This window comes from Algoriphagus sp. SE2 (assembly GCF_039563885.1).
Classification (GTDB): domain Bacteria; phylum Bacteroidota; class Bacteroidia; order Cytophagales; family Cyclobacteriaceae; genus Algoriphagus.
Genome location: NZ_JBCLWJ010000001.1, coordinates 410778 through 423233, shown reverse-complemented (window position 1 = coordinate 423233; position 12456 = coordinate 410778). Strand labels below are relative to the sequence as shown.

Below are 12456 nucleotides of genomic sequence, written 5' to 3'. Positions count from 1 at the left end.
GAACCTCTCGATAAAATAAAGGCAAAAAAAAAAGCGAGACTATTCAGTCTCGCTTTTTACTTGAAGTTCTATTTCCTCTCCAGATTCATCTTGGAATCTGTATTCCGTCACTGGTAGAGAAGAATCTTTGATCAGTTTAATCCATTTATAATACTTGAAAAACCACTTTACTCTTCGGCTTAAGACGCCTGTAGTAAAGTATGCGTGCAGGTAGGGATGCAGCCCGATGTGGATGTTAGCCACATTTTGGATAGTTACAATATGCTCCAGATCTTTTTCTAGCTTATCGGCTATCAGGATAGATGCCTGAATTTTGCCGGTTCCATTACAAGCTGGACAGGTCTCTTTGGTGACAATATTTACTTCCGGCCTTACTCTTTGCCGGGTGATTTGCATGAGCCCAAATTTGCTCAGTGGCAAAATAGTATGCTTAGACCTGTCAAGCCTTAGCTCTTCTTTCATTGCTTCATAGATAACCTTTTTATTTTCGGCCTTTCTCATGTCTATGAAGTCAACTACGATGATGCCTCCCATATCTCGGAGACGTAGCTGTCTGGCAATTTCTTTAGCAGCGACCAGATTGGTTTTTAATGCTGTTGATTCCTGGTCACTTTCCTGGTTGGATTTGTTTCCACTATTCACATCAATGACATGAAGTGCTTCGGTATGTTCTATAATTACATAGCCTCCTTGCGGAAGGCTTACCGTTTGTCCAAACAGGCTTTTGATCTGTTTTTCTATTCCAAAATTTTCAAATAGCTTCGCTTTACCATTGTAAAGCTTGACAATTTTTTCTTTTTCAGGCGCTATAGACCTGATGTAGGATCTGATCTGATCGTAAGTTGATTCTTCTTCTACGGTGATTGCATCGAAGGATTCATTGAGGAGGTCTCTCACAAGTGAGGAAGCCATACTCATCTCTCCTATTACCTTGTCACGGCTTTTGGCTTTCAGCAACTTCTGCATACCCTCCTCCCAATTTTGGAGAAGATTACGAAGGTCTTTGTCTAATTCAGTGACAGATTGACCTTCTGCCACGGTGCGAATGATCACACCAAAGTTGGCAGGTTTGATAGAAGTGATGAGCCTCAATAGACGTTTTCTCTCGTCATTGCTTCTTATCTTTTTAGAAACATTTACAGAATCTGAAAAGGGAACCAAAACGAGATAGCGACCTGGTAGAGAGAGCTCGCAGGATAGTCGGGGTCCTTTTGTGGAGATGGGTTCTTTGACGACCTGAACCAACACTTGATTATTTTTTGACAGGATGTTGGAAATTTTCCCAATCTTGTCTATTTCAGGGTCGTTTTCAAAACCCTTCAACATGTAATTGCTATAGTTGTTGTTGCGTACCATTTTGGTAAACTTCATCAGGCTGTTGAAATTCGGGCCTAAGTCCTGGTAATGAAGAAAGGCATCTTTCTCATAACCCACATCAATGAAAGCTGCATTGAGCCCATTGACGATTTTGCGTACCGTACCCAAATAAATATCACCAACCTTGAATTGATTATCCATTCCTTCGGAATGCAATTCAACCAAGCTTTTATCTTGAAGGAGTGCAATTCGACTACCACTTTGAGCAGAATCAATTAATAATTCCGTACTCAAAATCGTGTCTAATAAATATGTAAATGAACGTTTTTAATTAAAACAAGAATAAGAAGAAGTGTATTACTTCTTCTTATGTCTGTTTTTTCTAAGTCTCTTTTTACGCTTGTGCGTAGCGATCTTATGTCTTTTTCTTTTCTTACCGCAAGGCATAGTTTTTAGTATTTAAGTGATATAATAATTTATAGCCTGTCAAGATAGCCTTGAATACTACTAAGGATCATTTCATCCCCAGTCATTTCCTTAACTGCCTCAAACTGAGCTTTCGCTTTGTTCTTTTGATTGGCTTCAAAATAACTTACTCCAAGATAAAATTGACCTTGAAGATTTTGAGGATGATGCTTAATCAATTCCTCAAATCGCTCCGCCGCTCGCTTGTACTGACCTGATTGAATCGCCAAGATACCCATATTAAACAAAGCATCCTCATTTTGAGGGTCTTGTTCGAGAATTTCCCGAAGCATTGTAATACCTTGCATTGGGTTCGTTGAAGACACATAAGTCATAGCGACTTTGGTTTTCAAATCCAATCTGGTGGGATCTTTTTCCAGCACCTGATTTAAATACTTTCGGGTCTGTTCGGAAGTGTAAGCGACTTTATCAGCGTCAAGAGCAAAGGTATAAGCCTCATAGAATGAATCTCCCGCTTTTTCCGCAAGAGCTAAATTATTGCTTTCCTCTGCTGCTAGACCAAAATAAAGTCCAGCACTGTCAAATCTTCCCAATTCCTGATAAATGGAGCCTAAGGAATCAAGTAAAGCTTCCTGATTATCATTCGCATCACTATCATCCAATTTACTTCTAAGCGAAGCAACTAAAGCTTTTTGATCAGGTGTCAACTCAGCCTCATGCATAGCAGCTGAACTAGATTCTGAAGATTCTGCCCCTGCGTTTTCCTGAGAAATAGCATCAACTTCCCCTTCATTATCTACCACCACACTAGGTAAGGCATATAAGCCTACCACTGCAATGATTCCCACTATGATGAGAATGAGCTGAGTTTTTTTCATGTCAAATTATCTTCTCAGATTAATCCTGAGGAGCCAATTCTTTAATTTTTTTACTGTTCTTGATCTTCTCTACAAACACCTTAGATGGCTTGAAAGCCGGAATGTAGTGCTCATCAATTACGATAGCTGTATTCTTAGAGATATTACGAGCAATTTTCTTGGCCCTCTTCTTATTGATGAAGCTACCAAATCCTCTTACGTAAATGTTTTCTCCCTCAGACATAGAATCTTTTACTACCTTAAAGAAGGCCTCTACAGCCTGTGTAACATCATCCTTCTGGATTCCTGTTTTGTCTGAAATCTTAGTGATTACTTCTGCTTTTGTCACAGTAATTTAAATTTAGAAATTATGAAATAAGCTTAACAACCTATTAACCAAGTGTTTTTGGGACTGCAAATGTACGAGAACCTACGCAATTAAAAAACAAAATGGCAAAAATTAGCTTGATTTGTATAATAGAAATTTATTATCGATGAACCGTAAATACACTGAATTACAGGCATTTTCGTATCAAATCTTATTTTGGTATCGCTCAAATCCTAGGGAATTACCATGGAGAGGAACAAAAAATCCATACAAAATCTGGCTATCTGAGATCATTCTTCAGCAGACTCGAGTAGCTCAAGGAATGCCTTATTATCACAAATTTCTTAACAATTACCCAACAATCAATGATCTGGCAGATGCTCCCGAAGAAGAAGTACTACGCCTTTGGCAAGGTTTAGGTTATTACAGTAGAGCTAGAAACTTGCATGCCTGCGCAAAATATGTTTGCTCTGACCTAGGTGGAAAATTTCCAGATACTTATGAGGAACTCATAAAACTAAAAGGAGTGGGAAGCTATACTGCGTCAGCAATTGCAAGTTTTGCTTTTGGTCAAGCCAAAGCGGTAGTAGATGGGAATGTATTTAGAGTACTTGCAAGATATTTTGGTATTGAAAAAGATATTGCAAGTTCCCGGACTAAAAAGGAGTTTGAAGATTTAGCCGACCAAATTATTCCAAAAGACTGCCCTGATGAGTACAATCAAGCAATTATGGATTTCGGTTCCAGACAATGTACTCCTTTGAGTCCTGATTGCCCAAACTGCCCTTTGCAAACAAGTTGTTTTGCTTTTAACAATAATATGGTAAAGGATCTTCCTGTTAAAATCAATAAGACGAAGATTACAGAAAGAGACCTTCACTATTATATCATCAAATGTGGAAAAGATTGGGTTTGGAAAAAAAGAGGATCTGGAGATATTTGGGAAGGTTTGTTTGACTTTCCCGTGAAGGAAAAAGATAAATCCCTAAAACTCCCGATTTGGGAGTCCTTAGAAGGAGAGGAAACTCATTTCTTTGAGAAAAAATATCGACATATTCTGTCGCATCAAAAGCTTAATGCAACTTTTTCAGAGGTAGAAATTCCAACCAAAAAATATGAAGAACTATCGAAATGGTGCAATGAAGCGGGTTTTATCCTAGTCAATGAAGATAAAATAGACTATCTGGCAAAGCCCAAATTGATTGTAAATTTTTTGACTGATCAGGGTATTTGACTAACTTCAATTTTCACTTTTTGAATTATAATCATCAAAAAATATGGCAGGAGTAAACAAAGTAATATTAATAGGGAATCTTGGAGCTGATCCAGAAGTAAAATATCTTGAGGGAGATAATGTCGTGGCAAACTTAAGTTTGGCAACAACTGAGTCATACAAGGACAGAAGTGGAAATAGAGTAGAACAAACCGAATGGCACGATCTTGAGCTTTGGGGACAACAAGCAAAAATTGCGGAGCAATATCTCAAAAAAGGAAGTCAAATTTATGTAGAAGGAAAAATCAAATCTGATAAATGGACTGATGAACAAGGACAGAATAGAAAAAAAATAAGAATTAGAGTTTTGAGTTTCACCATGCTTGGAGGCAAACCCGAAGGAATGGGGCCTTCCAGTCCTCAATCCAGCAGTCCACAGCCGAAACCTAATACTTCGGCATCGACGTCAGGGCCAGATAAAATGGTCATGGATGATTCAGATGACGATCTTCCATTTTAATTCAACTCCTCCGAAAGTTTTTTTCGGAGGATTTTTTTTACTTTTGTACCAAACATTTTGTTTTATCCATGGACGACCCCTATCCGAGTTTTCATCTACTCGCCCAGATCAGTGAACTAAGTGTAAGTTATCTGGTCTTTAATAGTTTACTTTTTGTATTATTATTAATTGGCTCAGCCCTCGTTTCAGGTTCAGAAGTAGCATTTTTTTCCCTTTCTAATGATGATTTGGACTCACTGCAATTAGACCAGTCCAGCAATGCTAAAAAAGTAATTCAATTGGTAGAAATGCCAAAAAATCTGCTCAGCACAATTCTAATTCTCAATAATCTCATCAACATCGGTATTGTGACTTTGACCACCTTTGTTTCCTGGTCGATTTTTGGAATGAATGCAACAGGAATAATTATCATACTAGTGCAGACTATTGGGGTAACTTTTGCGATAGTATTCTTTGGGGAGATCGTGCCCAAAGTTTATGCTGCTAAGGCCAGTATGCAATTCAGCCTAATCATGGCTCCAAGCATTAGTTTTTTCAGTACTTTCCTTAAGCCGATTTCTCTTTTTCTTATGGCTATGAGCAACATCATTGAGAAAAATATCCAAAAAAGAGGCTATTCGCTTTCAGTAAATGAGCTAAACCAGGCTCTTGAAATGACGACTGAAGACACACCAGAGGAAGAAAGAGACATTCTCAAAGGAATTGTGAATTTTGGAACACTTACAGTAAAGCAAGTAATGCGAAGCCGAATGGATATTACTGCTATTGATGAGGAAATGGATTTTCATGAATTGATGGACAAAATAAATAAAAGTGGCTATTCTAGAATCCCGGTTTATCAGGAGACTATAGATAATATTTCCGGAATCCTTTATATCAAAGATTTACTTCCATTTATAGAAAGGGATGAAAACTTTGCCTGGAAAGACCTCATAAGAAAAAGCTTCTTTGTTCCTGAAAATAAAAAAGTCGATTCCTTATTAAAAGACTTTCAATTGAAGAGAATCCATATGGCTATCGTAGTAGATGAATATGGGGGCACCTCTGGCCTAGTCACATTGGAAGACTTAATAGAAGAAATTATCGGGGAAATTAATGATGAGTTTGATGATACAGATGATGTTTTCTTCCAAGAACTAGATCCCAATACTTTCATTTTTGAAGGAAAAGTTTCTTTAAATGACTTTTGCAAGAAACTGGAATTAGATCCACAACTATTTGAAGAAGTGAAAGGAGAAAATGAATCATTGGGAGGCCTTCTTTTAGAATTGAATTCCAAGCTCCCAAAAAATGGTACAAAAATAAAGTTTGACGATTTTGAGTTTACAATTTTGGCTGTTGATGCGAGGAAAATCAAAAAAATAAAAGTGCACCTTTTAGGAAATGAAAAAGACCTTCCAGGTCCTTATACTGACTGATAAATACTGTTAACTCTTTGATTTTTAGTTAATTATTATATTCAGAATATTATTCTGTGATTTTAAGATATCAATTCTAAGCAAAAAAGTATTTTTAAGATTCCGCAAAAAAAATTTAATCTTATTTAAAAATTTTCTTTAAAAACCATTTTTTGCCAAATCTACATAATTCTTCTGCAAAACTGGTCTAATTTTACCCTTATCTCTTTAGAATTAACATATTATTGAAAAAATGTTGATAATATTAAACCCATAACTTTTTTGCGAAATAATCAATAAAGTCAATTTTCATAAAAAATTAGGCATTTAGAACGCGTGTTTATTGCCTAAATTTTAATGAAAGAAATTTTTTCTGTATTTTTTGGAAATTTTGAACCTATTAAATTCTAGAAAAAAATGCAAAAAGGGTTATATCGATCGGAGTTTGAGCATGACTCCTGCGGTATTGGTGCGGTTGTCGACTTGACAGGAGTCCCTTCGCATGAAACGATAAGCGATGCCTTATACATGCTTAGCAACATGGAGCATCGTGGAGGCAGAGGATCCGATCCAAAGACAGGAGATGGAGCTGGCGTATTGATTCAGGTACCACATCAGTTCTTAAAAGATATTACAGTAAGATCAGAGATTAATCTTCCTGAAGCCGGTTATTATGGCGTAGGAATGACTTTCTTCCCGAAAAACAAACAGCTATTTCATAAATCCAAGGAACTTCTTAATCAAATCATTGACGAGTTAGATTTTGAATTGATTGGATATAGGCAAGTGCCCGTTGACGAAACAGTTCCAGGCTCTGGTGCCTTGGAGGTTATGCCTATCATAGAACAGCTCTTTGTTAAACATAAAAAAGGCCTTACCGGAATAGACTTAGAAAGGAAACTTTATTTACTGAGAAACTATGCTACTTCTGAAATCAATTCGAAGATCCCAGGAGTAAATAACTCATTTTATTTTGCCAGTCTAAGTAGCAATACACTTATATATAAAGGACAGTTAAGGACAGATCAGGTTTTAGCTTTTTATAAAGATCTTCAAAACAGCAAGATTGAATCCGCTTTTGCCATTGTCCACTCAAGATTTTCTACGAATACCTTCCCTAACTGGAGATTAGCTCAACCTTTCAGATTCCTTTCTCATAATGGAGAGATCAATACCATCAGAGGTAATGTCACCAAAATGAAGTCTAAGGAAACGTTGATGAAAACGAAGTTTTATTCGGATGAAGAACTGAAAAAACTACTTCCAATTACCAATAGTCAAAATTCCGATTCTGCGAATTTAGATGCTATGGTCGAATTACTGACGCTTACTGGAAGGTCATTGCCACATGCCATGATGATGCTAGTCCCCGAGGCCTGGCAAGATAATGAAGTCATGGACCGAGATAGAAAGGCATTTTATAAATTCCATGCCTCATTGGTAGAGCCTTGGGATGGTCCAGCTGCTTTGTTATTTACTGATGGAAAATCAGTAGGAGCTACACTTGACCGAAATGGTTTAAGACCACTAAGATATTTCATTACGAAGGATAAAAGACTGATACTTTCCTCTGAAGCAGGCGCTTTACCCATAAGGGAAGCGACAATTGAAGAAAAAGGTCGAATCAGCCCAGGAAGAATGCTTTGGGCCGATTTAGAAAAACAAAGAGTCCTTTTTGATGAGGAGGTAAAAGGTGAAATCTGTAATAGGCAACCTTATGAAAAATGGGTGGCCGACCAAAGAATCAAACTTCGACTAGTCCCTGATCCAGAACAACAAACTCATCCTTATAACTCCAAGGATCTTAAAAAGTGCCAGACTGTATTTGGGTATACTTCCGAAGAACTGAAAGTGGTACTCGCCCCTATGGGGAATACCGGATACGAAGCAATAGGTTCAATGGGAGCAGATACCCCTTTGGCAGTGCTTTCCAAAGAAAGTCAACATATTTCCAATTATTTCAAACAACTTTTTGCTCAGGTCAGTAATCCTCCTATTGATCCTATTCGGGAACGTTTGGTTATGTCCTTATTTACAAGAATAGGGGAAGGGCATAATATTTTGGAAGAAAGTCCAAGGCATACAAGGCAGATTCATATTTCTCAGCCGGTCTTATTAAACAGTGATTTGGATAAAATCCAAAACATGGAGCATTTGGGCTATAGAAGTCAAAAAATATATGCTCATTTTAAGACGGATCATCAACCAGGAAGATTACTTGAGGCTATAGAGGAACTTTGTTTGGAAGCGGAAAAGGCTATCAAGGACAGCAAGAATATTCTTATTATTTCTGATAGAAACAGCTCGGAAGATTGGGCTCCTATTCCTTCTTTATTGGCAATCGGGGCTGTTCACCATCACCTAGTAAAGAATAATATCCGAACCAAAGCAGGATTAGTTTTAGAGTCCGGTGATATAAGGGAAACTCATCATTTTGCTACAGCAATTGGATATGGAGCTTCTGCGATCAATCCATACATGGCACTTGAATCACTTTTGGAAATGTTTGAAAAAGGACGCCTTCCAAAAGTAAAAGATCGGGAAAAACTATTCTCCAACTATCAGGAAGCCATTGGTAAGGGATTGCTTAAAGTACTTTCTAAAATGGGAATCTCAACTCTTCAATCCTATCAAAGCGCACAGATTTTTGAAGCGCTTGGTTTAGGTCCTGAGGTTATTGATAGATGCTTTAAAGGAACAATCTCGAGAATCTCAGGGATTTCATTTGACGATCTAGCTGAAGAAGTTTTGATCCGTCATAGAGCTGCTTATGGAACCAAAAGCCCCGTTCTTGAAGCTGGAGGGGTTTATCAGTGGAAAAGAAGGGGGGAAAAACACCTTTTCAATCCAGAAACCATTCATTTACTTCAAAAGTCTACCCGACTAAATGATTTTGGGCTTTATAAGAAGTTTGCAAATAAAATCAATGAACAATCAAAAGATGCACTCACTTTAAGAGGACTTTTTGAGTTCAAAAAAAGAATCACTGTACCCATTGACGAAGTAGAACCTGCTTCAAGTATCATGCGAAGATTTGCAACTGGAGCCATGTCATTTGGTTCTATTTCTCATGAAGCTCATTCTACTTTGGCAATAGCCATGAATAGAATCGGTGGTAAGAGTAACTCCGGCGAAGGAGGAGAAGATGAAATCCGTTTCGCAAAAAAAGAAAATGGAGATTGGGAACGCTCTGCTATCAAGCAAGTAGCTTCAGGACGATTTGGCGTTACAAGCAACTATCTTACTAATGCCGCTGAGCTTCAAATTAAAATGGCACAAGGTGCTAAACCGGGTGAAGGAGGGCAGCTCCCAGGTCATAAGGTTGATGAGTGGATTGGAAGAGTAAGGCATTCTACTCCAGGAGTAGGACTAATTTCTCCACCTCCACATCATGATATCTATTCTATTGAGGACCTTGCCCAATTGATATACGATTTAAAAAATGCCAATAGAAAAGCAAGGATAAATGTAAAACTGGTTTCTCAAGCTGGAGTTGGAACTGTTGCGGCAGGTGTTGCAAAAGCAATGGCTGATGTTATCTTGATTTCCGGTGCCGACGGAGGAACAGGTGCATCTCCATTAAGCTCGATTCGACATGCGGGTTTACCTTGGGAACTTGGATTATCCGAGGCTCATCAAACATTAGTAAAAAACAACCTTAGGAGTAGGGTTACACTTCAAACTGATGGCCAATTAAGAACAGGTCGTGATTTAGCAATTGCCACTTTACTTGGGGCTGAGGAGTGGGGGATCTCCACTGCAGCGCTCGTAGTGGAAGGCTGTATTATGATGAGAAAATGTCACCTTAATACTTGTCCTGTTGGTATAGCCACTCAAAATGAAGAATTAAGAAAACTATTTACCGGAGATCCTGATCATGTGGTCAACTATTTTAATTTCTTGGTACAGGATTTACGGGAAATAATGGCATCACTTGGCTTCAGAACAATTGACGAAATGGTCGGACAAAGCCATATTCTACAATCAACTGGTCATTTGAATCACTGGAAATGGGATAAAGTTGATCTTACTCCGATTTTCCATCGAGTAGAAGTACCGGATCATGTAGGAATTCATAAGCAGATTGATCAGGATTTTGAACTGAAGCGGGTTTTAGATAGACAGTTGATTAAAGCGGCTCACCCGTCATTGGAACAGGCTGTTACGTCTACAGGAAACTTTCAAATCAAGAATACAGATCGATCGGTAGGAGCGATGCTTTCTAATGAGATTTCCAAAATATTTGGAAGTGTTGGCTTACCAGAAGATACCATTCAATTTAAATTCACTGGATCAGCAGGTCAAACCTTTGGAGCCTTCCTTACAAAAGGGGTGGATTTCGAACTAGAGGGTGAAGCAAATGATTATTTTGGAAAGGGTCTTTCAGGAGGGAAATTAATAATTTACCCAAGCCGAAATTCAAAATTTAAACCAGAAGAAAATATCATTATTGGAAATGTCGCATTTTATGGTGCAACCTCAGGGGAAGCTTATATTAACGGGAAAGGTGGCGAAAGATTTTGTGTAAGAAATTCTGGTGTCAAAGCTGTCATAGAAGGGATTGGTGATCACGGATGTGAATATATGACAGGCGGCTTGGTGGTTAACTTAGGCGAGATCGGAAGAAACTTCGCCGCTGGGATGAGTGGTGGAATCGCATACATTCTAAAAGATTATATCACAGAAATTAATCCCGAGCTTGTCGATATTGATGTTTTAGAAGAAGAAGATTTTGCAACTATAAAATCATATCTCAAGCGACATGTCAAATTAACCGAAAGTGAATTAGGCATTGAATTCCTGGATGACTGGGAAAATTCTAAAGAAAAATTTATTAAAGTAATCCCGAGAGATTACAAAGCTGTTTTGCAAAAAAGAGCTTCAGAACAATCTAAATTATTGGTGTAAGATGGGAGCGATAGAAGGTTTTTTACAATTCAAGAGAGAAACGCCGAAAACAAGAGACCCTAAAGAAAGGGTTGGCGACTATAAAGAAATATATCAGCCATTTTCTGCTGAACAATTAAATCATCAGGCAGCGAGGTGCATGGACTGTGGGGTTCCGTTTTGTCATAACGGATGTCCCTTGGGAAATGTAATACCAGAGTTTAATGAAGCAGTTTACAATGAAGAGTGGGAACAGGCTATAAATATTCTAAAAAGCACAAATAACTTCCCAGAGTTTACAGGCAGAATATGCCCGGCTCCATGTGAGGCAAGCTGTGTTTTAGGGATCAATAAAGATCCGGTTACAATCGAATTGATTGAAAAAAATATTGCCGAGAAAGCGTATGAACTAGATCTGATCAAGCCAAGTCCTCCTGAAAAAAGGACCGGTAAACAGGTAGCTATTATTGGTTCCGGCCCTGCAGGATTGGCTGCAGCAGATCAATTAAATCAAGCTGGTCATGAAGTAACTGTTTTCGAAAAAGACAATAAACCAGGTGGCTTACTTCGATATGGAATCCCTGATTTCAAATTAGAAAAATGGGTGATTGATAGAAGAATCGATCTGATGAAAAAGGAAGGAGTAATATTCACTTGTTCAACTGAAGTTGGCTTTAATATTAAAGCTGAAAATATCCTTAGAAATTTTGATGCTGTTGTTATTTGCACTGGTGCAGGACAGCCAAGATCTCTGCGAATCAATGGTGACAGTCTAAAAGGAGTGCATTTTGCGATGGAATTCCTAGGAAATCAAAATAGGGTTATCAATGGAGAATTGGAAGAGAATCCTATCTCAGCAAAAGACAAACATGTCTTTGTAATCGGCGGAGGAGATACCGGTAGTGATTGTATCGGGACTTCCAATAGACATGGGGCTGCATCTATTACTCAATTGGAATTACTACCAAAACCTCCCAAACAGAGGAATACTCTTAATCCTTGGCCAGAATGGCCTATGACCTTAAAAACCTCCAGTTCTCATGAAGAAGGGTCAGAAAGAATGTTCTCAATTCTTACCAAAGAGTTTTTGGGAAATGAAGAAGGAGAGGTCACGGGATTAAAACTAGTAGACATTGAATGGAAAGAAAATGGAGGTAGAATGACTTTTGAGGAAATTGAGGGGACAGAAAGAGTCGCTCCATGCGATTTGGCATTTATTGCTATCGGTTTTTCCGGCCCAACAAAAGATGGACTTTTAGAGGCATTTGGAGTTGAGGCAATGGAAAATACGCTTCCCAAATCAAAAAATTATCAGAGCACAAATTCCAAGGTTTTCCTTGCCGGGGATATGCGAAGAGGTCAATCTCTTGTTGTATGGGCTATTTCAGAAGGTAGAGAAGCTGCTGTTAAAGTAGATGAATTCCTAATGGGAAGTTCATCTCTACCACAGAAAGATGAATCATTCTTTCAGGTAGAGGAAGAAATCGCAGGTATTGATTGAGTTTAAATAC

Annotated in this window: 8 protein-coding genes; 5 read left to right on the top strand and 3 right to left on the bottom strand. The window is 38.2% G+C overall.

Annotated elements, in window-relative coordinates:
• Positions 1 to 39 precede the first annotated feature (39 nt).
• The 3 genes from AAGF08_RS01780 to AAGF08_RS01770 form a co-directional block, all read right to left on the bottom strand.
• Positions 40 to 1611 carry an Rne/Rng family ribonuclease gene (locus tag AAGF08_RS01780; protein ID WP_343509188.1) on the bottom strand — a complete coding sequence of 524 codons (1572 nt, stop codon included), beginning with the start codon at positions 1609 to 1611 and terminating at the stop codon, positions 40 to 42.
• Between the two features lie 182 nt (positions 1612 to 1793).
• Positions 1794 to 2621 carry a tetratricopeptide repeat protein gene (locus AAGF08_RS01775; protein WP_343509187.1) on the bottom strand — a complete coding sequence of 276 codons (828 nt, stop codon included), beginning with the start codon at positions 2619 to 2621 and terminating at the stop codon, positions 1794 to 1796.
• A 19-nt stretch (positions 2622 to 2640) separates the two neighbouring features.
• Positions 2641 to 2949 carry an HU family DNA-binding protein gene (locus AAGF08_RS01770; RefSeq protein WP_074225800.1) on the bottom strand — a complete coding sequence of 103 codons (309 nt, stop codon included), beginning with the start codon at positions 2947 to 2949 and terminating at the stop codon, positions 2641 to 2643.
• Between the two features lie 145 nt (positions 2950 to 3094).
• Here AAGF08_RS01770 and mutY point away from each other — a divergent pair, with 145 nt between their 5' ends.
• The 5 genes from mutY to AAGF08_RS01745 all read left to right on the top strand — a co-directional run bounded on the left by mutY (position 3095) and on the right by AAGF08_RS01745 (position 12446).
• Positions 3095 to 4162 carry an A/G-specific adenine glycosylase gene (gene mutY, locus AAGF08_RS01765; RefSeq protein ID WP_343509185.1) on the top strand — a complete coding sequence of 356 codons (1068 nt, stop codon included), beginning with the start codon at positions 3095 to 3097 and terminating at the stop codon, positions 4160 to 4162.
• Positions 4163 to 4205: 43 nt separating this feature from the next.
• A complete protein-coding gene (locus tag AAGF08_RS01760) occupies positions 4206 to 4661 on the top strand; it encodes a single-stranded DNA-binding protein (RefSeq protein WP_343509184.1) in 456 nt (151 codons plus the stop codon).
• Between the two features lie 68 nt (positions 4662 to 4729).
• Positions 4730 to 6079, top strand: a complete 1350-nt coding sequence (gene gldE, locus AAGF08_RS01755) for a gliding motility-associated protein GldE (RefSeq protein ID WP_343509183.1) — start codon at positions 4730 to 4732, stop codon at positions 6077 to 6079.
• A gap of 396 nt (positions 6080 to 6475) precedes the next feature.
• The gene (gene gltB / locus AAGF08_RS01750) at positions 6476 to 10966 is read left to right on the top strand and encodes a glutamate synthase large subunit (RefSeq protein WP_343509182.1); all 4491 of its coding nucleotides are present in this window, start codon (positions 6476 to 6478) and stop codon (positions 10964 to 10966) included.
• 1 nt (position 10967) lies between these two features.
• Positions 10968 to 12446, top strand: a complete 1479-nt coding sequence (locus AAGF08_RS01745; protein WP_343509181.1) for a glutamate synthase subunit beta — start codon at positions 10968 to 10970, stop codon at positions 12444 to 12446.
• The last annotated feature ends 10 nt before the right edge of the window (positions 12447 to 12456 follow it).

What these genes read in the sequence shown, in the direction of transcription:
- AAGF08_RS01775 (WP_343509187.1), bottom strand. Translation starts at nt 2,621, where the DNA reads ATGAAAAAAACTCAGCTCATTCTCATCATAGTGGGAATCATTGCAGTG.
- mutY (WP_343509185.1), top strand. Translation starts at nt 3,095, where the DNA reads ATGAACCGTAAATACACTGAATTACAGGCATTTTCGTATCAAATCTTA.
- AAGF08_RS01760 (WP_343509184.1), top strand. Translation starts at nt 4,206, where the DNA reads ATGGCAGGAGTAAACAAAGTAATATTAATAGGGAATCTTGGAGCTGAT.
- gldE (WP_343509183.1), top strand. Translation starts at nt 4,730, where the DNA reads ATGGACGACCCCTATCCGAGTTTTCATCTACTCGCCCAGATCAGTGAA.
- gltB (WP_343509182.1), top strand. Translation starts at nt 6,476, where the DNA reads ATGCAAAAAGGGTTATATCGATCGGAGTTTGAGCATGACTCCTGCGGT.
- AAGF08_RS01745 (WP_343509181.1), top strand. Translation starts at nt 10,968, where the DNA reads ATGGGAGCGATAGAAGGTTTTTTACAATTCAAGAGAGAAACGCCGAAA.